The sequence below is a fragment of the Streptomyces sp. NPDC039462 genome (assembly GCF_055639375.1).
This window is the reverse complement of the sequence record NZ_JBVKAO010000007.1, coordinates 234,669-256,920: the sequence shown is the minus strand read 5'-3', so window position 1 is coordinate 256,920 and position 22,252 is coordinate 234,669. Positions and strand designations below refer to the sequence as shown.

Below are 22,252 nucleotides of genomic sequence, written 5' to 3'. Positions count from 1 at the left end.
CACGGCCGCCACGAGGGGCGTGCGGTGACTTTTTGAGTCCGGTCCGTGACCGCGTGGTTACCCGACGGGTAACCCTCAGCCGCTCAGGTGAACCTCCCGGCGGCCGCCGGGGGCGCCTCAGAGCGCTTCCGCGCCCCGCTCGCGCAGCGCCTGGCCGTACTGCTGGAGGACCCACAACTCGCTCTGGACCGCCGCCAGATGCTGCGGGTCACCGCCCGCGCCCAGCCGGGCGAGGCTGCCCTGGACGTCCCGGATGCGGCGGTCCACGGCGCGCAGCCTGACCTGGACCAGCTGCATGCCCGCGTACATCTCGTCGACGGTCTTGCGCAGGATCGCCTCGACGGCGAGCTCGGTGACCATGGAGCGGACCGCGTCGTCGGGCGCGGCTTCGCGGACGCGGACGAGGTACTCCTGCGGGTCCTGCGCGCCCTGCTCGGCGCCGCCGGCCTCCTCGATGGCGCGGCGCACCGCGGCGTAGGGCGGGGCGGTGAACTCGTCCAGGCCGTACGCGTCGAAGGCCGGGGAGACCAAGTGCGGGTACTGCAGGGCCAGTTTGAGCAGCTCGCGCTCGGTGCGGTGGGCGGGGCTGCGCAGGTTGAGCGCGGGGCCGCTGAAGCCCTGGGGCGCGGCCTCGTACGCCGGGGAGGAGCGCTGCGGGGCGGGGGCCGGGCCCCGGCCGCCGCGGTCGCGGGCCCAGCGGGCCAGCTGCGCGACGCGCTTGACGACGAACTGCGTGTCGAGGATGCCGAGCATGCCGGCGAGCTGCACGGCGACCTCGTGCTGCGCGCCGCTGTTCTTGATGCGGGCCACCACGGGGGCGGCCTCGTCCAGGGCGGCGGCGCGGCCGGCGGGGGTCTCCAGGTCGTAGCGCGAGACGATCTGGCGGAGCGCGAACTCGAAGAGAGGCGTACGCGGTTCGACCAGGTCGGCGACTGCGCCGTCGCCCTTGGCGAGGCGCAGGTCGCAGGGGTCCATGCCGTCGGGGGCGATCGCAATGTACGTCTCGGCGGCGAACTTCTGGTCGTCCTCGAAGGCGCGCAGGGCCGCCTTCTGGCCGGCCGCGTCGCCGTCGAAGGTGAAGATCACCCGGGCCGAGCCGTTGTCCATCAGGAGGCGGCGGAGGATCTTGATGTGGTCGCCGCCGAAAGCCGTGCCGCAGGTCGCGATGGCGGTGGTGATGCCCGCGAGGTGGCAGGCCATCACGTCCGTGTAGCCCTCGACGACGACGGCGCGGCTGGACTTGGCGATCTCCTTTTTGGCGAGATCGATTCCGTACAGGACCTGGGACTTCTTGTAGATCGGCGTCTCGGGCGTGTTCAGGTACTTCGGGCCGTTGTCGTCGTCGCGGAGCTTGCGGGCGCCGAAGCCGACCACTTCGCCGCCGATGTCGCGGATCGGCCACATGAGGCGGCCGCGGAAGCGGTCGATGGGGCCGCGGCGGCCCTCCTGGGAGAGGCCGGAGAGGGTCAGCTCCTTGTCGCTGAAGCCCTTGCCGCGCAGATAGCGGATGAGGTGGTCCCAGCCCGCGGGGCTGTAGCCCACGCCGAAGTGCGCGGCCGCGGCCTGGTCGAAGCCGCGCTCGGCGAGGAACTTGCGGCCGATCTCGGCCTCGGCGCTCTCCAGCTGCTCCACGTAGAACTGGGCGGCGATCTTGTGGGCCTCGACGAGGCGGATGCGCTCGCCTCGCTGGTGCGAGGGGTTGTAGCCACCCTCTTCGTAGCGGAGCGTGATGCCTGCCTGGGCGGCGAGGCGCTCGACCGTCTCGGAGAACGTGAGGTGGTCGATCTTCATCACGAAGGCGATCGTGTCGCCGCCTTCCTGGCAGCCGAAGCAGTGGAAGAGACCCTTGCTCGGGCTGACCTGGAAGGACGGTGACTTCTCGTCGTGGAAGGGGCACAGACCCTTGAGGTTTCCACCCCCCGCGTTGCGCAGCTGGAGGTAGTCGGAGACCACGGCGTCGATCGGGACCGCGTCCCGAACCGCCTTCACGTCCTCGTCATTGATCCTGCCTGCCACGTACGAATACTACGGCGCGCCTGTGACACTCCCGCCCGGCCGGTCACGTCAGGAGCGACGCCAGGGGGGTCGACGGGTCCGCGAGGGCGTCGGGGTCGGGGCGGGCGCCCCGCCGGATGAGCTCCTGCACGGTCTCCGTGACGTCCCACACATTCACGTTCATCCCCGCGAGGACCTGTCCTTCGCGCAGCCAGAAGGCGATGAACTCGCGCTTGCCGGTGTCGCCGCGGACCACCACTTGGTCGTACGTGCCCGGGGGCGCCCAGCCGGAGTACTCCAGGCCCACGTCGTACTGGTCGGAGAAGAAGTAGGGCACGCGGTCGTACGTGACGTCCTGGCCGAGCATGGCGCGGGCGGCGGCGGGGCCGCCGTTGAGGGCGTTGGCCCAGTGCTCCACGCGCAGGCTCGTGCCGAAGAGCGCGTGGCGGACGGCGGCCACGTCGCCCGCGGCGTGGATGTCGGGGTCGGAGGTCCGCAGTGCCGCGTCGACGGCGATGCCGCCGCCGGCGGCGGCATCGGCCAGGTCGAGGCCCGCGGCCTCGGCGAGGGCCGTGCGCGGGGCCGCGCCGATCGCGGCGAGCACGTCGTGTGCGGGGTGCTCCTCGCCGTCGTCGGTGCGGGCGGCCAGGACCATGCCGTCCTGGCCGACGATCTCGGTGAGGCGGGCCCCGAAGTGGAAGCGGACGCCGTGCTCGGCGTGCAGGTCGGCGAACATCTGGCCGACCTCGGGGCCGAGGACGGCGTGCAGCGGCGTCGGCTCGGGCTCGACGACGGTGACCTCCGCGCCGTACTCCCGGGCGGCCGCCGCGATCTCCAGGCCGATCCAGCCTGCGCCCGCGATCACCAGGTGGCCATTGTCCCTGCCCAGGGCGGCGAGGACGTGCCGCAGCCGGTCGGCGTGCGCGAGGCGGCGCAGGTGGTGGACGCCCGCGAGGTCGGTGCCGGGGACGTCGAGGCGGCGGGGCTCGGCGCCGGTGACGAGCAGCAGTTTGTCGTAGCGGATGACGGTGCCGTCGCCCAGGCGCACGGCCTTCGCCTCGCGGTCGACGGCGACGACGGTCTGGCCCAGGTGCAGTTCGACGTCCGCCTGGGCGTACCACCCCGGTTCGTGCACGAAGACGCTGTCGCGCTCCTCCTTGCCGAGGAGGTACCCCTTGGACAGGGGCGGGCGCTCGTAGGGGTGGTCCCGCTCGTCGCCGATGAGGATCACCCGGCCGGTGAACCCTTCGGAGCGGAGCGTCTCGGCCGCCTTGGCGCCGGCCAGACCTCCTCCGACAATGACGAACGTCTGATCCGCGTCGACCACTTGATGCCTCCTTGCCCGGGGTACCGGGGGTGTCCCCCGGAAGAACACAGCGTTGCCTTTCGGCCTTGCCGCAACAGGGAGCGTCCCGCACGGAGCGTGATGGGGGAAGGGGGCGTGGCCTCGACTGGCCACATTTCGTCACAGCCCGTGGTCACTCCATGGTCACGACACAGGCTCTCATCGTCGTTTCATCAGAGTCTCGCCGTCAGTCGGGTGTGCAGGGCGCGGGCCGCCGCGTCGGTGAGGGACGCGATCTGGTCGACCACGACGCGCTGGGCGGCGCGGTCGTCGGGCGCCGCGTCGTACAGCGCGCGGAACTGCGGGTCGAGTCCGTCGGGCGCGCGCGTGGTGAGTGCCTCGGCGAGCTCGGCGACGACGACGCGCTGGTCCGCGCGGAGCCGCTCCTGGGCGGGGCGCTGCATCACATAGCGGTCGGCGACGGCCTTCAGGACGGCGCATTCGTGTCGTGCCGCGCGGGGGACGACGAGCTCCGCGGTGTACCGCGTGAGGGGGCCCGTGCCGTACCGCGCGCGGGTGGCGCTCTCCGCGGCCAGACAGAAACGGCCGATGAGCTGGCTGGTGGCGTCCTTCAACCGGGCCTGCGCGACGGCCGATCCGTCGTACCCGTGCGGCCACCACTCCTGGTCCAAGAGGCGGTCGAGCGCCTGGGCGAGCTCTTCGGGGTCGGTGTTCGAAGGGACGTAACGCCCGAGCGCGACGGCGTAGATGTCCTGGCGCTCGGGCTCGGCGTGCAACGCGTTCGGATCGATGTGGCCGGCGTGCAGGCCGTCTTCGAAGTCGTGGACCGAGTACGCGACGTCGTCGGACCAGTCCATGATCTGCGCCTCGAAACAGATGCGCTGTCCCGGGGCCTCCTTGCGGACCCAGTCGAAGACGGGCCGGTCGTCTTCGTAGACACCGAATTTGGGGGATGCCGGGTCGGCGGGGTGGGCGCCGCGCGGCCAGGGGTACTTGGTGGCGGCGTCGAGGGCGGCCCGGGTGAGGTTGAGTCCCACGCTGACGAGGTCGCCGGTGGACTCGGAGCGGACGAAGCGCTTCGGCTCGATGCGGGTGAGGAGCCTGAGCGACTGGGCGTTGCCCTCGAAGCCGCCGCAGTCCGCCGCGACTTCGTTCAGCGCCTGTTCGCCGTTGTGCCCGAACGGGGGGTGGCCGAGGTCGTGGGAGAGGCAGGCCATCTCGACCAGGTCGGGGTCACAGCCCAGGGCGGCGCCCAGCTCGCGGCCCACCTGGGCGCACTCCAGGGAGTGCGTCAGCCGGGTGCGGGCGCTGGCGTCCCAGGCCTGGCTCCTGGTGCCGGGCGTGACGACCTGGGTCTTTCCGGCGAGGCGGCGCAGCGCCGCGGAGTGCAGGACGCGCGCGCGGTCGCGCTGGAAGGCCGTGCGCCCCGGCCTCTTGTCGGGCTCGGCGGCCCACCGCTCGACGGCCGCGTCGTCGTACGCGCCGTAGACGCCATCGGCGGTGCGGGTCTCGGGTCGCGCGTTCCGTGCTGTGCCTTCCATGCACCGACAGTAGACGCAAGCAGTGACAAACAGGGATCTGGCCCCTTGGATTCGGCCTCCCGCGTCCGCTCGGGCGCCCGGCTTCCGTCCTCCGGCGTTCTTCCCCCGGCGCCCGTCCTCCGTCAGACGCTGGTGAGCCGCCGCCGGGACGGTGCCGGGGCGGTGCGTGCCTGGTCGTAGCGGTGCAGGACGAGGCGGGCGAGCGCCGGGTGGGGGCCGAGGGGGGCGGCGGCGATCCAGGGTGCGGCGGCCGCGGTCTGGGTGGCGAAGCGGCCCGGCGCGGTGAAGTAGGCGGCGACGGCGGTGCGTGTCCGGCCGTCGGCGGCCAGGGCTTCGAGCGCCTCCGGCACGGTGCGGGCACAGGCCGGGGTGGGCGCGGCGTAGGCGGGCACGACGGGGACGCCCAGGCGTTCGGCGAGCAGCCCGGCGGCGGTCTCCGTGTCGGCGGCCGACTCGGGGTCGCGGGAGCCCGCGGCGGCGAGGACCACCGCGTGCCTGCGCCGCGCGCCCGCGCCCCGGGGGCGCTCGGGCCAGCCGGCCTGGACGAGCCGGGCGTGCAGCGCCTCGGCGAGCAGCGGGTGAGGGCCGAGCGGGCCGGCGACGCGGGTATCGAGGTGGGGCGCGCCCGCGGCGGCCGCAGGCACGTCGCGCTTGACGTGCTGGCCGCGGCCGAGGAGCAGCGGCACGAGCACGGCGGAGCCGGACCGCTGCGCCGCGAGGGTCTCGGTGAGCAGCGGCTCGTTCAGCTCGATGTGGCCCAGCCGGACGGCGAGGCCGGGGCGTTGCTCGCGGATCCGCTCGGCGAGTGCCGTGACGGTGGTGAGGGCGCGCGGGTCGCGGCTGCCGTGGGCGACGAGGACGAGCGTGGGGCGGGGGTCGGGACGCGGGGTGTGGCGCGGGGCGGGGCGGCGGCTACCGTCGGGTGAGACGAGGCTGAGCTGGGTGCCGAGCTGGCTGGTGATGCGGTCCATGATCTGCGCCGTACTGTCGAGGTGAGTGCTGCCGGACTCGTCGCGAAGAGCGGTCGACGGCGTCATGAACCGAGGATGGCGGGGACATATTGCGGACGCGTTGCGCGGCCGTGACGACTGTTTTCCACGGGCTCACGGTGGGCGGCGGGGCGCTGTCAGGGTGGGTCGGGGTGTTCCCGGGGGTGCTCTCGGGGTGTTCTCGGGGGTGTTTTCGGGGGCACGCGTCACTGACGTGGCCGGTGGGCCGGTCTACGGTTGTGGCATTGATCGGATCGGGGGAGATCCGACGGGCACGGGGGCGGGTCACCAATGGAAAAGCACGGGGACGGCGACGGGACGACGCGCCGTACGGACGGCCCGCGACTGCGGCTGCGCAACAAACCTCAGTGGCCTCAGTGGCTGCGGCTACGGCTACGGCTGCCGCGCTCACGGCAGGGGCAGCGGCGTGCGGTGCAGGCGGTGATGGCGCTGTGCGTGCTCGCGCTGCTGCCCGCGACCTGGCTGTTCGTGACGACGGACGGCAAGGTGGGCTCGGTCGCGGACGCGCCGCGCACCCGGGTCGCGGTGGTCTTCGGCGCCGGGCTGTGGAAGGGCGAGCCGTCGCCGTATCTGGCGCACCGGCTCGACGCGGCGGCGGAGTTGTACCGCACGGGGCGAATAGAGGTCGTGCTCGTCACGGGCGACAACAGCCGCGAGGACTACGACGAGCCGGACGCCATGCGCGCCTATCTCCAGGAGCACGGCGTGCCGGGGCGCCGCATAGTGAGTGACTACGCCGGGTTCGACACCTGGGACTCCTGTGTCCGCGCCAAGAAGATCTTCGGCGTGGACCGTGCGGTGCTGATCAGCCAGGGCTTCCACATACGCAGAGCGGTCGCGCTGTGTGACGCGGCGGGCGTCTCGTCGTACGGGGTCGCGGTGGACGCCGTACACGACGCGACCTGGTACTACGGCGGCGCCCGCGAGATTCTCGCCGCAGGCAAGGCAGCCCTGGACGCGACATTCCACCCGGACCCCCACTTCCTGGGCCCCCAGGAACCAGGCATAACCCAAGCCCTGACGACACACCGCGCCCCGTAAAGGACAAAGGACCGGCGCGCCCCGTCAGGGGCGCGGGGAACTGCGCGACCAGCCAAGAACAACCCGCACCCGGCAACGCTCAAATCCAGGCAGCCGAGAAGCCGAGCCGCGCAACGACACACAGGGAGGGAGGCCTCACCGCAGGACGCAGGGACGCCTGAGATGGGATTACCGCACGCGTAACACGAAGGCGCAGGACACGTAACAAGCCCGACGCACGCTGACCCCATGCACACCACGGCGACTGCGACCCACTGCCCGTACTGCGCGCTGCAATGCGGGATGGCCCTCACCGAGGGCCCCCAAGGTGTGGAGGTCGTCGAGCGGCCGGACTTCCCCGTCAACAAGGGGGCCCTGTGCGGCAAGGGCCGCACGGCTCCCGCCGTGCTCTCCTCCCGGGTGCGTCTGACGGAGCCACTCGTCCGATCCCACGCCACGGGCAGGCTCACGCCGGCCACCTGGGAGGAGGCCCTCGACCGGATCGCGGGCGAACTCGCCCGCACCCGTGCAGAACACGGCGCGGACGCGTGCGGGGTGTTCGGCGGGGGCGGCCTGACCAACGAGAAGGCGTACACGCTGGGCAAGTTCGCGAGGGTGGCGCTCGGCACGTCGCAGATCGACTACAACGGACGGTTCTGCATGTCGTCGGCCGCGGCCGCCGGGCAGCGGGCGTTCGGACTCGACCGGGGGCTGCCGTTCCCGCTGGAGGACATCCCGCGCACCGGCTGCGTGATCCTCGTCGGGTCGAACCTCGCCGAGACGATGCCGCCCGCCCTGCGGTATCTGACCGAGCTCAGGGCGAACGGCGGCACGCTGATCGTCGTGGACCCCCGGCGGACCCGGACGGCCGAGCAGGCCGATCTGCACCTGGCGCCGAGGCCCGGCACGGACCTCGCCCTGGCGCTCGGGCTGCTGCACCTGGTCGTGGCCGAGGGCCGTACGGACGAGACGTACATCGAGGAGCGGACGAGTGGATGGGAGGAGGCGCGGGCGGCGGCGATGGCGCACTGGCCAGAGCACGTCGAGCGGATCACCGGCGTGGCGGTGCCCGAGCTGCGGGAGGCCGTGCGTCTTTTCTGCGACGCCGACAACGCGATGGTGCTCACCGCGCGCGGGCCGGAGCAGCAGTCCAAGGGCACGGACACGGTAGGGGCGTGGATCAACCTGTGTCTCGCCACGGGTCGCGCGGGGCGTCCGCTGTCCGGGTACGGCTGCCTGACGGGGCAGGGCAACGGCCAGGGCGGGCGGGAACACGGCCAGAAGGCGGACCAGTTGCCCGGTTACCGCAAGCTGACGGATCCGGCGGCGCGGGCCCATGTGGCGGAGGTCTGGGGCGTGGACCCGGACTCCCTGCCGGGGCCGGGGCGGTCGGCGTACGAGTTGCTGGACGCGTTGGGCGGGGACATCAAGACGTTGCTGCTGATGGGCTCCAACCCGGTGGTGTCCGCGCCCCGGGCCGCGCATGTGGAGGAGCGGCTGCGGTCGCTCGACTTCCTCGCGGTGGCGGACGTGGTGCTGTCCGAGACGGCTCGGCTCGCGGACGTGGTGCTGCCGGTGACGCAGTGGGCGGAGGAGACCGGGACGGTGACGAACCTGGAGGGGAGGGTGCTGCTGCGGCGGCAGGCCGTGTCCGCGCCGGCCGGGGTGCGCGGCGACCTCGACGTGCTGCACGGGCTCGCGGAGCGCCTCGGCCACGGGAAGGGCTTCCCCACCGAACCGGAGGAAGTCTTCGAGGAGTTGCGCCGGGCGAGCGCGGGCGGGCCCGCGGACTACTCGGGGATCAGCTACGAGCGGTTGCGGGAGGACGACGGGAAGGGAGTGTTCTGGCCGTGTCCCGCGGGGCCTGAGGCCGCGGGTACGCCACGGCTGTTCCTCGACCGGTTCGCGACCGAGGACGGGCGGGCGCGTTTCGTGCCGGTGGTGCACCGGGATGCCGCGGAGGAGCCGGACGCGGAGTATCCGGTGCTGCTCACCACGGGGCGGGTGCTGGCGCAGTACCAGTCCGGGGCCCAGACGCGGCGCGTCGACGAGCTCAACTCTGCTGCTCCGGGGCCCTTCGTGGAGCTGCATCCGAGGCTCGCCGCGCGTCTGGGGGTCGGGGAGGACGATCCGGTCGCCGTGGTCTCTCGGCGGGGCCGCGCGGTGGCTCCGGCGCGGGTCACGACGGCGATCCGCGCCGACACGGTCTTCATGCCGTTCCACTGGCCGGGCGAGGGGCGGGCCAACAACCTGACGAACCCGGCGCTGGATCCCGTGTCACGGATGCCGGAGTTCAAGGTGTGCGCGGTGCGGTTGGAGCGGGTGGAAGAGGTGGAACGGGCGGAAGAGGAGGAGCGGGTGGAAGAGGTGGAGCGGGTGGCGCGGTCGTGAGGCGGTGGGGCGGGCCCGGGGTCGAGGTCCGGGCCCGCGGTCGTACGAGGAGGCGGGAATCAGCAGGTGCGGCCGATGTACCAGGCGCCGTCCACGTCACCGGCCTTGCCGATCCAGGTGACGCCCGGTCCCACGCACCTGGTCGTGTTGGGGCCCCAGTCGTCGATCTCGATCAGGATCTTCGAGCCGTCGCTCGTGCAGTGGTTGTAGTAGGCGTCGGTGTGGGTCTCGTAGAACCCGCAGGGGTTCATGACGGCCGCCGGCTCGGCGGAGGCCGTAGACGCCAGGGTCATGCCGAGGCCGAGGGTCAGGGCGCCGATGAGGGCCGACAGGGAACGGCGTACTCGCATAGGGCGATTCCTTCTGGGACAGGGTGCTCGCGCACCTCCTCGCGCACCAGCAGGTGCACACGGAGAGCTTGGCGTCGCTCACAGAGCGTAGTCACGCCAACTCGCTCGCACGAGTGATTCGGATCACCGGATCGGGTGGATACGCGTTTGAGCTGCGGATTCGCCCTGATGGGGCGAACGCCGCCGTGTGGGGCGGGAGTTACCTCCCGAGGCGATGCGCGGCCCAGTTCCCGCCACCGATCACCGTCCCGGATGCCCGCAGGCCGGCCGCGACCCGCGGGGCCGCGACGTAGACCCAGGCGGGTACCACCGACCCGTCGGGCCGGAGTGCGGCGCGTGCGACTCGGTCGTAGAGGTTGCGGGGGTCGCCCGGGCGGTACTCCTCAAGGAGGTCGAGGGCGGCGAGGAGCCGGTCGTAGGCGGCGGGCAGCGCGGTCACCAACTCCCCGTGCACCGGGCCGCTCCCGGGCTCCTCGACGAGGTAGGGGTAGCCGGGCCCCTCGTAGAGGACGGCGTCCGGCAGCCGGGCCGGTCCCTGCGCGGCGACACGGCCGTCGAAGTGGGCGGCGTGGTTCCGCTCCCCCGGGCGCAGCGTGCCGTACACGAAGAACGGCAGCCGGACCCCGGCACGCGAGGTCACTCGGTGGTCTCCCGCTCCACCCACTCCAGGTAGGCGGCGCTGCCCCGCACCACCGGGGTCGCGATGATCTCCGGAGTGTCGTAGTCGTGGGCGGCGTGGAGCCATGTCTCCAGGGCGGCGTAGCGGCCGGGCGTCGTCTTGAACAGCACCTGCCACTCGTGGGCGGTCTCCAGCGCGCCTTCCCACCGGTACACGGACGTGACGGGTCCGGCGATCTGCGCGCAGGCCGCGACGCGCGCCCGCACCGCGCCGCCCGCGAGGTCCCGTGCCTTGTCCTCGGTGTCCGTCGTGGTCAGCACGGTCAGCACCCGCACGTTCGGTTCGTCGTCCATACGCCGATTGTGCACAGCGCGGCACAGCACAGCGGCGTCCAGGGGTGTCCAGCTGCGTCCAGCGATGTCCAGGGGCGAGTGCCCAGGTCGAAGGTCCTGAACATGGCGTTCTGGGGGAGCTTGGGGGCAGTTGTTACACAACCTCCGGTCTTCCGTGATGGACGGTTCCTACCTTCGAGAGCGGTGGCCGGCCCGGTCCCTCTGTCGAATCCCCGTCGCAGTCCCCGGACCGGCCACCACCAGCGCCCCCGCTCCCCCAACCCCTCCGCTCTCCCGCCCCCGCCCCCGCTCTCCACGTGACGACGGTCAGCCCCCATGAATCCGATCCTCCGCCGCCCGCTCCTCCTGAGCGCCGCCCTCTTCGCCGCTCTGGCGGCCCTCGCGCTCACCGGATGCGGCAGCACGGACGGACTCGGGCACGGCGACGCCGCGCCGTCCGTCTCCGTGCAGCCGCACCCCGAGGCCGTCTGGCCCGCCTGGGCAGGCAAGTCGTCGCGCGCCCCGGGCGCCGAGGCCGCCACGCACCAGCCGCCGCCGCGGGCGTTGCCGGGCCTGCCGAAGGTCGGCTCCGGGGGGCTGGCCGCGATGGACGTCCACGCGATCCTGCGGGCCGACCCCCGTATGAAGCCGCTGGCCGGGCGCGGGACGATCGACCGGCCGGGGCGGGCGGGGCTGCGGCCGCCGATGTTCCTGGACCTGACCGGTGACAAGAAGCCCGAGATGCTGGTGGCCGCCGACACGGAGAGCGGGCGCTCGCTCCTGGCCGTCTACAGGGAGCACGACGGCAAGGTCTTCCCCGTCCTGTTCACCTCCGGCAGGAACCTGAGCGTGGAGACGATCGGCCCCGACCTGCTGGTGCGCACCCCGTGCTCCGAGGGCGGCGAGCAGGCCGTCCGCTTCCACTGGGACGGCGCCCGGATGTCCACGGTCAGCGACATCAAGAACTACCAGAAGCCGCCCCGGCCGACCGACACGAACGAGCCGACCTCTCCGGCCCCGTCCCCGTCCCCGTCCCCGGGAGGCCCGTGATGCCGCGCCTCGCGCCCACCAGGCTCGGGATCGGGATCGGGATCGGGCTAGGCCTCGGGCTGCGCTGGAAGATCACCGCGCTGCTCGCGGCGGGCTGCGCCGTGGTCGCCGTCGCCATCGGTCTGCTCGTCCACCACGCCCGGCTCGACCAGGTCTCGTCGGGCGCGCGGTCCGGGGCGATCGCGCAGCTCGTGCGCGTACGCCAGCTGTACGAGCTGACGGGACAGGTCGACCAGAGCGAGACGGACTCCGCCCTCGACGACCCGGGACTGCCCGCGGCGCTGCGGCGGGCGGCGCTGGCCGGGCAGCGCACCACCTACCTCGACATGTCCTCGGACGACGACCCGTGCGTCTGGGCGGCACGGCCGGTCGGCGACCGCCCCCGGCACGTCCTGTCCGTCCGTGAGCCGCTGCGCGAACAGGCCGCGGAGATGGCCGACTTCGACCGGCGGCTGCTGATCTCGGGCGCCGTCGTCGTCGGCCTCGCCGCGCTCGGCGGCGCGGGCCTGTCCAGCAGGCTCAGCCGACAGTTGCGCACGGCGGCGGCCATCGCGCGGCGCATCAGCCAGGGCGACCTGGACGCCCGTATCGACCACCCGCGCCCGCCCGGCGCGCGGCACGGCAAGGACGAGGTGGCCGAACTGGCCACCGCCGTCGACACGATGGCCGCGACGCTCCAGCAGCGCCTGGAGGCCGAGCAGCGCTTCACCGCCGACGTCGCCCACGAGCTGCGCACCCCGCTGACCGGTCTGCACACGGCGGCCGAGCTGCTGCCCGCGAGCCGCCCGACCGAGCTCGTGCGCGACCGGGTCCGCGCCCTGCACACCCTCACGGAGGACCTGCTCGAAGTGGCGCGCCTCGACGCGGAGGTGGAGAAGCCGGACCTGGAGGCGCATCCGCTGGGGCGGCTCGTCGAGACCATCGCGGAGCGTGCGGGCGGCGGTTCGGGGGCCGGTTTCACGGTGCGGGGCGCGGAGACGGCGTACGACACGTTCGTCCGCACGGACGCGCGCCGCCTGGAGCGGATCCTGACCAACCTCGTCAACAACGCACGCAAGCACGGCGGCGACCCCGTCGAGGTGGAGGTCGACGGCGTGGCGGTGACGGTCCGTGATCACGGGCCCGGCTTCCCCGAACACCTGCTCCAGGACGGCCCGCGGCGCTTCCAGACCGGCGCGCGCGAACGCGGCCAGGGCACCGGGCTCGGTCTGACCATCGCGTTCGGCCAGGCCCAGGTGATCGGCGCCCGGGTGGACCTGGCCAACGCGGCGGACGGGGGCGCGCTGGCGGTGGTACGCCTGCCGGGTGCCTGAGACGGGGGCCTGAGGCGAGTGCGGGCGGGAGGCGGGCGCGGAGCTGAACACTGCTTCAGCTCGGGGGTGTTGGACGACCGCGCTGACTTACGCTGACCGCATGACCCAGCGCCTCACGCCGAAAGCCAAGGAAGCCACCATCGGCGAGCTCGCCGAGCGGAGTGGAGTCGCCCCGTCCGCCCTGCGGTTCTACGAGAGCGAAGGCCTCATCACGTCCCGCCGCACCACGGGCAACCAGCGCCGTTACAGCCGCGACACCCTGCGCCGGGTCGCCTTCATCCGTACGTCGCAGCAGCTCGGCATGCCGCTCGCCACGATCCGCGAGGTGCTCGCCCTGCTCCCCGAGGACCGCACGCCGAACCGTGCGGACTGGGCCAGGATCTCCGAGTGCTGGCGCGAGGACCTCGACACCCGGATACGGACCCTCCAGCGGCTGCGCGACAACCTCACCGACTGCATCGGCTGCGGCTGCCTCTCGCTCTCCCGGTGCGCGCTGTCGAACACGTGGGACTCCCTCGGCTCGCGCGGCCCCGGCCCGCGCCGCCTGGTGGAGAAGAAGATCCCGTGCGCCACCGGGTCCTGCGAGACCACCACCGAGTCCTGCGAAGCCACCGGGACCTGTGAAACCGCCGACGAGGACCAGAACACCGTGTCCGCGTGACAGGGGCGGGGCGGGCCGCGGGGCCGGCAGCCCCCCGTCCGGCGGTCCGGGTCACCCATTCACAGGCGCCGCCCCCACCCTTCGGACACTTTCCTCCGATACGCCGGTGACCTGCTGGAACGCTGCCTTCACCGCGTCAGGAACCGCCGCCGCGCCCGCTTTCTGATGCCTCATCGGGAGGCGTGCGCCGCCGAGTGCCACTTACCTCGGTAGAGCGGGGTTCGACCGACGCAGCGGCACTTGGGGGTGCCGCGGGCCGTTCTCGCGCGTAGGCCCCTCGGAGGAACGAGCACATGCGCAACGCCCGCCTGCTGACCGTCACCGCTCTCGTCGTGGCCACGGGCGCCCTGACCGCCCCCGCCTCCGCCGCTCCCGGCCCGCCCGCCGGCGGCCTGGAGATCCGGCCCGCCACCGTCACACCCGGTTCCACCGTCACCGTGCACACGACCGCCTGTGGTTCGGGCGGGACCGCTGCGGGTGACGCGAGCGCGGTGGGGGCGGGCAGGTTCGCGCTGGCGCCCGGCACCCGCCAGGAGGGCGGTGAGGCCGCCGCGGGACGGTTCGAGGTGCCGCCGTCCGCCCAGCCCGGCACGTACGAGATCGTCGCGACGTGCTCCGGGTCCGGCGGCTCCGGCACGAAGGACAAGCGGGTCGCGGGTGATCTCGTCGTCACGATCACCTCCACCGCGGCCGCCGGCGAGCGGCCCCGACAGCTTCCCAAGGGACACGTGAAGACGGGGGTCGGCGGCGCGCTCGGTCCCGACCCCGTGCAGACCGCGGCGGGAGTGGCGGCCCTGGCCGTCGCCGCCGCGGGCGGTACCTGGCTCCTGCACCGCCGCGCGAGAGGCGACAGGATCTGACGGACACCCTCCGCTGTCCACCGGTACCGCCACCCCCGCCCCCTCCCGGCCCGTGTCCCCCTCGGGCGGGGAGGGGGACGAGGGCCAGCACCGCTCGACCCCGAGGGGGCCGCCGTATGCGCATCCGTACACGACCTCGTACGCGTCTTCGTACGCGACGTGGTGCCGGCCGCAAGACCGGCAACGCCGTCATAGCAACCGTCACCGCCGTGGCGCTCTGCTCCGGGGCGTGGCTGCTGAGCGGCGGCGGAGGGCTCCGGCCGCCGCCGCAGCCCTCCGCCGCGCAGGCCGCGTCGCCCGGCCCCGACGCCCGCCACCAGCAGCCCGCCGCCTCCCGCGCCCCCGGCACCGCACCGCTCCCGCCGTCCCCGCCCGACCGCGTGCGGATCCCCTCCATCGGCGTCGACACCCCCCTGATGGGGCTCGGCCTGACCCGGCAGGGCAGCCTCGACGTACCGCCGCCGGAGCGCACGAACCTCGCGGGCTGGTACGAGGCGGGCACCACGCCCGGCGAGCGCGGCACCGCCATCGTGGCGGGTCACGTCGACAACCAGGAGGGGCCCGCCGTCTTCTACGAGCTGGGCGCGCTGCAGAAGGGCCGCACCATCGAGGTGGAGCGCAGGGACGGCAGCGTGGCCGTCTTCACGGTCGACGCGAACGAGGTGTACGACGCCAAGGACTTCCCGGACCGGAAGGTGTACGGCGCCGCGTCGCGGCCCGAGCTGCGGGTCATCACCTGCGGCGGGAAGTACTCGAAACAGACCGGCTACCAGGGCAACGTGGTGGTCTTCGCCCACCTGACGGCGGTGCGCTGAGCCTCCCCGGGCTCCGTCGCTACGCCACCCACTGCTCGTACGCCATCTTCACGACGAGCCCGAAGACGGTGGTCAGGAGCACGATGCGGACGAAGCCGCTGCCCTTCTTGAGGGCCGTGCGCGCGCCGAACATGCCGCCCGCGAGGTTGAAGACCGCCATGAGGCCGGCCAGCTGCCACAGGACCGCGCCCTGCCAGGCGAACATCGCGAGGGCGCCCGCGTTGGTGCAGCAGTTCACGATCTTCGCGGTGGCGGAGGCCGTGACGAGGTCGAGGTGGAGCACGGCGGTCAGGGCGAGGACGAGGAACGTGCCGGTGCCGGGGCCGATGAGGCCGTCGTAGAAGCCGATGCCGAGGCCCGCGAGGCCGATCGCGGCGAGGATCCGCTTCGGGGACGCGGGGCCGGTGGCGGGCGCGGTGCCGAAGGCGGGCCTGAGGATCACGAAGGCGGCGACGGCGAGCAGCACCACCATGATCACGGGCTTCAGCACCTCGGTGCTCATCCCCGCCGCGAAGAAGGCGCCGCCCATCGACCCGGCGAGCGCGGCGAGCCCGATCCGCACGGCGGTCGGCACGTCGACGGGTGTCTTCCTGACGTACGTGACGGCGGCGCCGGTCGTCCCGACGATGGCGACGGCCTTGTTCGTGCCGAGTGCGTGCGCGGCCGGAGTGCCGCCGGGCAGTCCGAGCAGCAGGGCGGGGAGCAGCAGCAGTCCCCCGCCCCCGACCACGGCGTCGATCCAGCCGGCCGCGAGGGCGGCGAGGCAGAGGACGACGACCGTGGTCAGCGATATGTCAGGCATGATCGCGACCCTATGGACGCGATCATTGCGCCGTCCACGGAAATCGGCGGGAAAGGGCGAGACTTGAGCGACTTCTGAGGTCTCCTGCGGTCTTCTCTGACCGGTTCAGGGTGCGGCCTGTGGCGCGGGCACGTCCGCCGAGGGCCGGTCGGGGGCCGGGGGCGCCGACGGGTCGACGGTGAGGGCGAGGACCGTGGCGATCAGCGCGCTCGCTCCGGCCAGCCCGGCGGCGAGCCCGCGACGGGCCCGGCGGGTGGGGTGCGGCGCAGGGGCGAGGGGTTTGCGGTGGCGTCCCATGACCAGCTTTCTCGTGAGGGGGGCGGTTCGGCGCTCGGTCAGAGCGTGAAGCACTCCGTGTGGATGCGGTCCTCCGGGACTCCCGCGCGGGCGAGGGCCTTCGTCGCCGCGGCGGACATGCCCGGCGGGCCGCACACATAGACGTCGTGGTCGGCGAGGCCGGGGACGAGGTTGCGCAGCGACTGGGGGGCCATGGGGTCGAAGGCGGCGTCGGAGGGGCCGAGCAGGTAGTGCAGGCCGGCCCGGCGGCTCGCGGCGATGGCCTCCAGTTCGTCCCGCAGGACGAGCTGTTCGGCGCTGCTCGCCCGGTAGAGCAGGGTGAGGTCGCCGGGCCCGCCGGGCAGCGTCTCGAAGAGCGCCCGCAACGGTGTGATGCCGAGGCCGCCGGCGAGGAGCAGCACCTTGCGCCGCGTGCGCCGGTGCGCGGTGAGCGCGCCGAAGGGGCCGGTGGCCAGGACGCGCGTGCCGGGCCGCAGCCGCCGCATCCGCCGTGTGTGGTCGCCGGCCGCTTTGACGGTGATGCGCAGCGTGTCGTCGCGGACGGGTGCGGAGAGCGAGAAGGGCAGCGCGGTGTGCCAGAGCCTGCGCTGGAGGAAGCGCCACCGGAAGAACTGCCCCGGTTCGGCGCGCAGCCGGTCGACGCCGATGCCCCGCACGGCCACGGAGACGACCCCGGGACCCGCGTCGCGTACGTCGACGACGCGCAGGCTGTGCCGCAGCGCCTGCCGTACGGGCACGACGATGCGGTACCAGACGAGGAGGACGGCGACGGTGGCGTGCGCCAGCGACCAGAGCCACACGGTCAGGACACTGCCCGCGACATCCGGTCCCGCGAGCTGGTGGGCGAAGGCGAGGGCGGCGCCGAGGTGGGTGAGCAGGTGGACGGCGCGCCAGGTCTCGTGCGGGATGCGGCGGCGCAGGGCGCGGGCGGAGGTGACGCCGACGGCGGCGAGCAGGGCGGTGCCCGCGGTGGCGGCGGCGAGGCCCGGGTAGCCGAGCAGGTCGAGGGTGGCGTGGAGCAGGTCGGTTTCGGTGTGGACGGCGTATCCGCACAGCGCGAGGAGTGCGTGGGCCGCGCAGAGGCTCAGGACGTACCGCCCGCCGAGCGCGTGCAGCCGCGCGAGCCGGTCGGCGCCGACGCCGTGCTCGACGGCGGGCACGCGGGCCATCAGGAACAGCATGACGAGCACCCCGTACCCGGCGAGCAGCCCGGTCAGGTGCGCCCCGGTGGCGAACAGCACGTCGAGCCGTGCGGACGGCTCCATCTGTACGGCCCACAACGCGACGACGGCGAGCCCGCCGCCGGTGATACCGGCGCGGAGGGCTCGGGGGGCGATACGGAGAGGGGGTGCGGCTGGCTGGGGGGTCACGGCGGCACACTAGGCGCGGGTGCGCCTGGGAAACGGCTGGTCAGCGAGGTATGCGTGATCCTTAAGGCACTCTTGAGGATCACCTCAAGGGGGGTTAAGCGAGGGGCCCCTACGGCAAGGGCGCGGCGCGGGGCAAACGGGTGGGCGGGTGGGAGGCATCCGCCGCGAAGCGGCGGGACAGAAGGCCCCGCACACAACCCCTCACACCAGCCGAAGGCACCCGCTGAGCACACCGTTCCCCCAGGGAAACAACCCGGCCCCGGCCGGGTAACACCCGCCCCGCAGGCTGCGGGACATGACCTCCTCAGCGCAGCCGACGCCCCCCGGCCCCGCACCGGGCCCCGGTGTCGTGGTGATCGGCGCGGGCCTCGCCGGCACCCGCGTCGCGCAGCGCCTCGGCGCCGGCACGGTCCTGATCGGCGAGGAGGAGCACCCCCCGTACAACCGCGTGCTGCTCGCCGAGGTCCTCGCGGGCCGGTACGGGCCGGACGTGATCACCCTGCCGAGCCCGCCGGGGCCCGTGCTCCGTACACGCGTGGTCCGCGTCGACCGCGCCGAGCGGCGGGTGCACTGCGCGGACGGCAGCGTCGTCCCGTACGGCACGCTCGTCCTCGCGACGGGCTCGAACCCGGTCCTGCCGCCGCTGCGGGGCCTGTTCGCGCCGGGGGCCCACGAGCTCCCTGGCGGCGTGCACGCGTTCCGGACCATGGACGACTGTCTCGCCCTGTCCGCGGCCGTGACGCCGGGCGTCCGCGCCGTCGTCATCGGCGGCGGCCTCCTCGGGGTGTCGGCGGCCCGTGCGCTGGCCCGGCGCGGCGCCCAGGTCGTGCTGACCCAGCAGGCCGAGCGGCTCATGGAGCGGCACCTCGACCCGGCCTCGTCGGAGCTGGTGCGCCGGCACCTCACGGACCTCGGGGTGGAGGTGCACACCGAGTGCCGGGTGCGCGGGGTCGGCGTCACCAACAGCGCCGTACGCCGGGTCGAGCTCGCCGACGGTTATCTGCTGGACACGGATCTGACCGTCCTCGCCTGCGGGGTGCGCCCCCGCACGGGGCTCGCGCAGGCCGCCGGTCTCGACGTGCGCCGCGGCATCGTCGTGGACGACCTGCTGCGGACGTCCGACCCGCACATCCGGGCGGTCGGCGACTGCGCGGAGCACGCGGGCCGCGTCTACGGTCTGGCGACGCCCGCCGTGGAGCAGGCCGACGCGCTCGCCGCGGCGCTCGCCCGCGAACCCGCCGCTCCGGACGCCGCCCGCCCGTACACCGGCACCCGCACCCTCACGCGCCTCACCCTGCCGGGCCCGGGCCCGCTGGACCTCGCGGCCTTCGGCGACCCGGAGCCGCGCCCCGACGACGACGTCATCCAGCTCGCCGATGCCACCCGCGGCACGTACCGCAAGGTCGTCGTCCGCGGCGGCCGGCTCGTCGGCGGTGTCCTGCTCGGCGAGCTCGGCGCGGTCGGCGCGCTGGCCCGTGCCTGGGAGTCCGACGACCCGCTGCCCGACGACGACAGCCCCCTGCTCCACCTGCTCGCTTACGACGGAGGCCGCTGACATGACCACGCCCGCACAGACCCCGCACTCCCGCCCCACCCTCGTACTCGTCGGGCACGGCATGGTCGGCCAGCGGTTCCTGGAGGCCGCCGCCGAGCAGGGCCTCACGGCGAGCCACCGGATCGTGGTCCTGTGCGAGGAGCCGCGCCCCGCCTACGACCGGGTGCAGCTCACCTCGTACTTCTCGGGCCGCACGCCCGACGAACTCTCCATGACCGACCGGGCGTTCCTCGACGAGCACGGCATCGAGCTGTACGTGGGCGACGCGGCGGAGAGCTTCGACCGCGAGGCCAGGACGGTCACCGCGCGCTCCGGCGCCGTCTTCGCGTACGACACGCTCGTGCTCGCGACCGGCTCCTACCCCTTCGTGCCGCCGGTGCCCGGCAAGGACGCGACGGGCTGTTTCGTCTACCGCACCATCGAGGACCTGCTCGCCATCGAGGAGTACGCGAAGCGGCGCGCCACCACCGGCGCGGTCGTCGGCGGCGGGCTGCTCGGCCTGGAGGCGGCGGGCGCCCTGAAGGGTCTCGGACTCACCACGCACGTCGTGGAGTTCGCGCCGCGGCTGATGCCGGTGCAGGTCGACGAGGGCGGTGGCGCCGCGCTCCTGCGGACCATCACCGGCATGGGTCTGACCGTGCACACCGGCACCGGCACGCAGGAGATCGTGACGGGCGAGGACGGCGCCGTGACCGGCATGAAGCTGTCCGACGGCAGCGAGGTCGCCACGGATCTGGTGGTGTTCTCCGCGGGCGTACGGCCGCGCGACCAGCTCGCCCGCGAGCACGGCCTGGAGGTCGGCGAGCGCGGCGGCATCGCGGTCGACGAGCAGTGCCGCACCAGCGACCCGCACGTGTACGCGATCGGCGAGTGCGCCCTCGCGGCGGACGGCCGCGTCTACGGCCTGGTCGCGCCCGGCTACGAGATGGCGCAGACGGCGGCCGCCGCCATCGCCTCCCGGGAGGCGAGCTTCACCGGCGCCGATCTGTCGACCAAGCTGAAGCTCCTCGGTGTCGACGTGGCGTCGTTCGGCGACGCGCACGGCACCGCGGAGGGCTGCCTCGACGTCGTCTACACCGACTCGCGCTCGGGGACGTACAAGAAGCTGGTGATGGCGCCCGGCGGCGAGCTGCTCGGCGGGATCCTGGTCGGCGACGCGGACGCGTACGGGCTGCTGCGCCCGCTCACCGGTTCCGTGCCGCCGGTGCCCGCCGAGCAGTTGGTGCTGCCCGCGGGCGCGGGCGCCCCCGTCGCGCTCGGCCCGGAGGCGCTGCCCGGCTCCGCGGTGATCTGCAACTGCCACAACGTCACCAAGGACCAGATCTGCGCCTGCTCCTCGCTGCCCGAGGTGAAGAAGTGCACCAAGGCCGGTACCGGCTGCGGAAGTTGCCTGAAGGTGATCGGGCAGCTCCTCCCCAAGAGCGGTGACGGCGGGCTGTGCGGCTGCTTCGGGCAGACCCGCCAGGAGCTGTACGAGATCATCCACGCCCTGCGCATCACCTCCTTCCGCGAACTCCTCGACGCCCACGGCCGCGAGGAGGCGCGCGGCGGCGAGGGCTGCGACGAGTGCAAGCCGGCGGTCGGCTCGATCATCGCGTCCCTGGCGCCGACGATCGGCGCGGGCGGCTACGTCCTCGACGGCGAGCAGGCCGCGCTCCAGGACACCAACGACCACTTCCTCGCCAACCTCCAGAAGAACGGCTCCTATTCGGTGGTGCCCCGCATCCCCGGCGGCGAGATCACGCCGGAGAAGCTGATCGTCATCGGCGAGGTGGCGCGGGACTTCGGCCTCTACACGAAGATCACCGGCGGGCAGCGCATCGACCTGTTCGGCGCGCGCGTCGAGCAGCTGCCGGTCATCTGGGCGCGGCTGGTGGACGCGGGCTTCGAGTCGGGCCACGCGTACGGCAAGGCGCTGCGCACCGTGAAGTCGTGTGTGGGACAGACCTGGTGCCGGTACGGCGTGCAGGACTCCGTGCGCATGGCCATCGATCTGGAGCTGCGGTACCGCGGGCTGCGGGCTCCCCACAAGCTGAAGTCGGCGGTCTCCGGGTGCGCCCGCGAGTGTGCCGAGGCCCAGTCCAAGGACTTCGGCGTGATCGCCACGGCGAGCGGCTGGAACCTGTACGTCGGCGGCAACGGCGGCGCCACCCCGCGCCACGCGGACCTGCTCGCACAGGACCTGAGCGACGCCGAACTGGTGCGCCTCATCGACCGGTTCCTGATGTTCTACATCCGCACCGCCGACCGCCTGGAGCGCACCGCCGCCTGGCTGGACCGGATCGACGGCGGCCTCGACCACGTGCGCGACGTGGTCGTCCACGACTCGCTCGGCATCTGCGACGAGCTGGAGTCGCTGATGGCCGCCCACGTCACGCACTACCGCGACGAGTGGGCCGAGACCCTCGACGACCCGGAGCGCCTCGCGCGCTTCGTGTCCTTCGTGAACGCGCCGGGCGTGCCCGACCCCACGGTGGGCTTCGTCCCGGAGCGCGACCAGATCAAGCCGGACCTCCCCCTGCTGTCCATCAGCCCCCGTCCCCTGGAAGGAGCCACACGATGAGCGAATCGACGTCCGCCAGCGTCCAACTGCGCCTGGAAGACGACTGGCTGGAGATCTGCGACCGTACGCAGCTGATGCCGGGGCGGGGTCTCGCCGCCCTGCTGCCCGACGGCCGGCAGGCCGCGCTCTTCCTCGACCGCGAGGGACGTACGTACGCGATCGACAACCGGGACCCGTTCACGGGCGCCGCGGTCCTCTCCCGGGGGCTGCTCGGGACGGAGCGGGGACGGCCGTTCGTCGCATCGCCGCTCCTGAAGCAGCGGTTCGACCTGGAGACGGGGCGGTGCCTGGACGACGAGGAGGTGTCGGTCGCGGTGCACCCGGTCCGCATCGCCTGACAACTTGACCGCTCATTCCGGAATTCGCCTTGACCGGTCGTTCCAGAAAGACGTAACGTTCCCC

Annotated in this window: 20 protein-coding genes; 10 read left to right on the top strand and 10 right to left on the bottom strand. The window is 73.3% G+C overall.

Annotated elements, in window-relative coordinates:
* Positions 1-117: 117 nt before the first annotated feature.
* The 4 genes from dnaG to ACZ7LU_RS32055 all read right to left on the bottom strand — a co-directional run bounded on the left by dnaG (position 118) and on the right by ACZ7LU_RS32055 (position 5,879).
* Positions 118-2,016 carry a DNA primase gene (gene dnaG, locus ACZ7LU_RS32070; protein ID WP_471918723.1) on the bottom strand — a complete coding sequence of 633 codons (1,899 nt, stop codon included), beginning with the start codon at positions 2,014-2,016 and terminating at the stop codon, positions 118-120.
* A gap of 43 nt (positions 2,017-2,059) precedes the next feature.
* Positions 2,060-3,322, bottom strand: coding sequence for an NAD(P)/FAD-dependent oxidoreductase (locus tag ACZ7LU_RS32065; RefSeq protein ID WP_471918722.1), 1,263 nt, complete (start codon positions 3,320-3,322; stop codon positions 2,060-2,062).
* Positions 3,323-3,513: 191 nt separating this feature from the next.
* Entirely contained in the window at positions 3,514-4,842 is a 1,329-nt protein-coding gene (locus tag ACZ7LU_RS32060) for a deoxyguanosinetriphosphate triphosphohydrolase (RefSeq protein WP_471918721.1), read from the bottom strand.
* 122 nt (positions 4,843-4,964) lie between these two features.
* Positions 4,965-5,879, bottom strand: coding sequence for a sirohydrochlorin chelatase (locus ACZ7LU_RS32055; RefSeq protein ID WP_470976092.1), 915 nt, complete (start codon positions 5,877-5,879; stop codon positions 4,965-4,967).
* Positions 5,880-6,275: 396 nt separating this feature from the next.
* Here ACZ7LU_RS32055 and ACZ7LU_RS32050 point away from each other — a divergent pair, with 396 nt between their 5' ends.
* Positions 6,276-6,893, top strand: coding sequence for a SanA/YdcF family protein (locus tag ACZ7LU_RS32050; protein ID WP_468716229.1), 618 nt, complete (start codon positions 6,276-6,278; stop codon positions 6,891-6,893).
* Positions 6,894-7,121: 228 nt separating this feature from the next.
* Entirely contained in the window at positions 7,122-9,263 is a 2,142-nt protein-coding gene (locus ACZ7LU_RS32045; RefSeq protein ID WP_471918720.1) for a molybdopterin oxidoreductase family protein, read from the top strand.
* A 59-nt stretch (positions 9,264-9,322) separates the two neighbouring features.
* Here the strand turns inward: ACZ7LU_RS32045 and ACZ7LU_RS32040 are convergent, their stop codons facing one another.
* The 3 genes from ACZ7LU_RS32040 to cutA form a co-directional block, all read right to left on the bottom strand.
* On the bottom strand, positions 9,323-9,613 hold the full coding sequence (locus ACZ7LU_RS32040; protein ID WP_468083130.1) for a DUF6355 family natural product biosynthesis protein: 291 nt from the start codon (positions 9,611-9,613) through the stop codon (positions 9,323-9,325).
* Positions 9,614-9,812: 199 nt separating this feature from the next.
* The gene (locus ACZ7LU_RS32035) at positions 9,813-10,253 is read right to left on the bottom strand and encodes a gamma-glutamylcyclotransferase family protein (RefSeq protein WP_471918719.1); all 441 of its coding nucleotides are present in this window, start codon (positions 10,251-10,253) and stop codon (positions 9,813-9,815) included.
* Entirely contained in the window at positions 10,250-10,585 is a 336-nt protein-coding gene (cutA, locus tag ACZ7LU_RS32030) for a divalent-cation tolerance protein CutA (RefSeq protein ID WP_468083129.1), read from the bottom strand. Before cutA ends, ACZ7LU_RS32035 begins: the two co-directional genes overlap by 4 nt.
* A gap of 315 nt (positions 10,586-10,900) precedes the next feature.
* On the opposite strand from cutA, the gene ACZ7LU_RS32025 reads away from it, so the two are divergent.
* The 5 genes from ACZ7LU_RS32025 (at position 10,901) to ACZ7LU_RS32005 (ending at position 15,263) form a co-directional block, all read left to right on the top strand.
* Positions 10,901-11,614: a hypothetical protein gene (locus ACZ7LU_RS32025; RefSeq protein WP_471918718.1), complete on the top strand. Its 714-nt coding sequence runs from the start codon at positions 10,901-10,903 to the stop codon at positions 11,612-11,614.
* Positions 11,614-12,927, top strand: coding sequence for an ATP-binding protein (locus tag ACZ7LU_RS32020; protein ID WP_471918717.1), 1,314 nt, complete (start codon positions 11,614-11,616; stop codon positions 12,925-12,927). The genes ACZ7LU_RS32025 and ACZ7LU_RS32020 overlap by 1 nt, the downstream gene beginning before the upstream one ends.
* Positions 12,928-13,027: 100 nt before the next feature.
* Positions 13,028-13,588: a redox-sensitive transcriptional activator SoxR gene (gene soxR, locus ACZ7LU_RS32015; protein WP_471918716.1), complete on the top strand. Its 561-nt coding sequence runs from the start codon at positions 13,028-13,030 to the stop codon at positions 13,586-13,588.
* A gap of 293 nt (positions 13,589-13,881) precedes the next feature.
* Positions 13,882-14,448, top strand: coding sequence for a hypothetical protein (locus ACZ7LU_RS32010; RefSeq protein ID WP_398297491.1), 567 nt, complete (start codon positions 13,882-13,884; stop codon positions 14,446-14,448).
* A gap of 116 nt (positions 14,449-14,564) precedes the next feature.
* On the top strand, positions 14,565-15,263 hold the full coding sequence (locus ACZ7LU_RS32005) for a class F sortase (protein WP_471918715.1): 699 nt from the start codon (positions 14,565-14,567) through the stop codon (positions 15,261-15,263).
* 19 nt (positions 15,264-15,282) lie between these two features.
* On the opposite strand, the gene ACZ7LU_RS32000 is transcribed toward ACZ7LU_RS32005, so the two are convergent.
* The 3 genes from ACZ7LU_RS32000 to ACZ7LU_RS31990 all read right to left on the bottom strand — a co-directional run bounded on the left by ACZ7LU_RS32000 (position 15,283) and on the right by ACZ7LU_RS31990 (position 17,732).
* Complete coding sequence (locus ACZ7LU_RS32000; protein WP_398297495.1) at positions 15,283-16,065, bottom strand: sulfite exporter TauE/SafE family protein; 783 nt, start codon at positions 16,063-16,065, stop codon at positions 15,283-15,285.
* A 105-nt stretch (positions 16,066-16,170) separates the two neighbouring features.
* A complete protein-coding gene (locus ACZ7LU_RS31995; protein WP_468303737.1) occupies positions 16,171-16,362 on the bottom strand; it encodes a hypothetical protein in 192 nt (63 codons plus the stop codon).
* A gap of 38 nt (positions 16,363-16,400) precedes the next feature.
* Positions 16,401-17,732: a ferredoxin reductase family protein gene (locus ACZ7LU_RS31990; RefSeq protein WP_471918714.1), complete on the bottom strand. Its 1,332-nt coding sequence runs from the start codon at positions 17,730-17,732 to the stop codon at positions 16,401-16,403.
* A gap of 295 nt (positions 17,733-18,027) precedes the next feature.
* Here ACZ7LU_RS31990 and ACZ7LU_RS31985 point away from each other — a divergent pair, with 295 nt between their 5' ends.
* The 3 genes from ACZ7LU_RS31985 to nirD are packed head-to-tail and all read left to right on the top strand — an operon-like array spanning position 18,028 to position 22,188.
* Positions 18,028-19,287 carry an NAD(P)/FAD-dependent oxidoreductase gene (locus ACZ7LU_RS31985; protein WP_471918713.1) on the top strand — a complete coding sequence of 420 codons (1,260 nt, stop codon included), beginning with the start codon at positions 18,028-18,030 and terminating at the stop codon, positions 19,285-19,287.
* Between the two features lies 1 nt (position 19,288).
* On the top strand, positions 19,289-21,850 hold the full coding sequence (nirB, locus tag ACZ7LU_RS31980) for a nitrite reductase large subunit NirB (RefSeq protein WP_468715981.1): 2,562 nt from the start codon (positions 19,289-19,291) through the stop codon (positions 21,848-21,850).
* On the top strand, positions 21,847-22,188 hold the full coding sequence (gene nirD, locus ACZ7LU_RS31975) for a nitrite reductase small subunit NirD (RefSeq protein WP_468083116.1): 342 nt from the start codon (positions 21,847-21,849) through the stop codon (positions 22,186-22,188). Before nirB ends, nirD begins: the two co-directional genes overlap by 4 nt.
* The last annotated feature ends 64 nt before the right edge of the window (positions 22,189-22,252 follow it).

What these genes read in the sequence shown, in the direction of transcription:
- ACZ7LU_RS32060 (WP_471918721.1), bottom strand. Translation starts at nt 4,842, where the DNA reads ATGGAAGGCACAGCACGGAACGCGCGACCCGAGACCCGCACCGCCGAT.
- ACZ7LU_RS32055 (WP_470976092.1), bottom strand. Translation starts at nt 5,879, where the DNA reads ATGACGCCGTCGACCGCTCTTCGCGACGAGTCCGGCAGCACTCACCTC.
- ACZ7LU_RS32050 (WP_468716229.1), top strand. Translation starts at nt 6,276, where the DNA reads ATGGCGCTGTGCGTGCTCGCGCTGCTGCCCGCGACCTGGCTGTTCGTG.
- ACZ7LU_RS32045 (WP_471918720.1), top strand. Translation starts at nt 7,122, where the DNA reads ATGCACACCACGGCGACTGCGACCCACTGCCCGTACTGCGCGCTGCAA.
- ACZ7LU_RS32040 (WP_468083130.1), bottom strand. Translation starts at nt 9,613, where the DNA reads ATGCGAGTACGCCGTTCCCTGTCGGCCCTCATCGGCGCCCTGACCCTC.
- cutA (WP_468083129.1), bottom strand. Translation starts at nt 10,585, where the DNA reads ATGGACGACGAACCGAACGTGCGGGTGCTGACCGTGCTGACCACGACG.
- ACZ7LU_RS32025 (WP_471918718.1), top strand. Translation starts at nt 10,901, where the DNA reads ATGAATCCGATCCTCCGCCGCCCGCTCCTCCTGAGCGCCGCCCTCTTC.
- ACZ7LU_RS32020 (WP_471918717.1), top strand. Translation starts at nt 11,614, where the DNA reads ATGCCGCGCCTCGCGCCCACCAGGCTCGGGATCGGGATCGGGATCGGG.
- soxR (WP_471918716.1), top strand. Translation starts at nt 13,028, where the DNA reads ATGACCCAGCGCCTCACGCCGAAAGCCAAGGAAGCCACCATCGGCGAG.
- ACZ7LU_RS32010 (WP_398297491.1), top strand. Translation starts at nt 13,882, where the DNA reads ATGCGCAACGCCCGCCTGCTGACCGTCACCGCTCTCGTCGTGGCCACG.
- ACZ7LU_RS32005 (WP_471918715.1), top strand. Translation starts at nt 14,565, where the DNA reads ATGCGCATCCGTACACGACCTCGTACGCGTCTTCGTACGCGACGTGGT.
- ACZ7LU_RS32000 (WP_398297495.1), bottom strand. Translation starts at nt 16,065, where the DNA reads ATGCCTGACATATCGCTGACCACGGTCGTCGTCCTCTGCCTCGCCGCC.
- ACZ7LU_RS31995 (WP_468303737.1), bottom strand. Translation starts at nt 16,362, where the DNA reads ATGGGACGCCACCGCAAACCCCTCGCCCCTGCGCCGCACCCCACCCGC.
- ACZ7LU_RS31985 (WP_471918713.1), top strand. Translation starts at nt 18,028, where the DNA reads ATGACCTCCTCAGCGCAGCCGACGCCCCCCGGCCCCGCACCGGGCCCC.
- nirB (WP_468715981.1), top strand. Translation starts at nt 19,289, where the DNA reads ATGACCACGCCCGCACAGACCCCGCACTCCCGCCCCACCCTCGTACTC.
- nirD (WP_468083116.1), top strand. Translation starts at nt 21,847, where the DNA reads ATGAGCGAATCGACGTCCGCCAGCGTCCAACTGCGCCTGGAAGACGAC.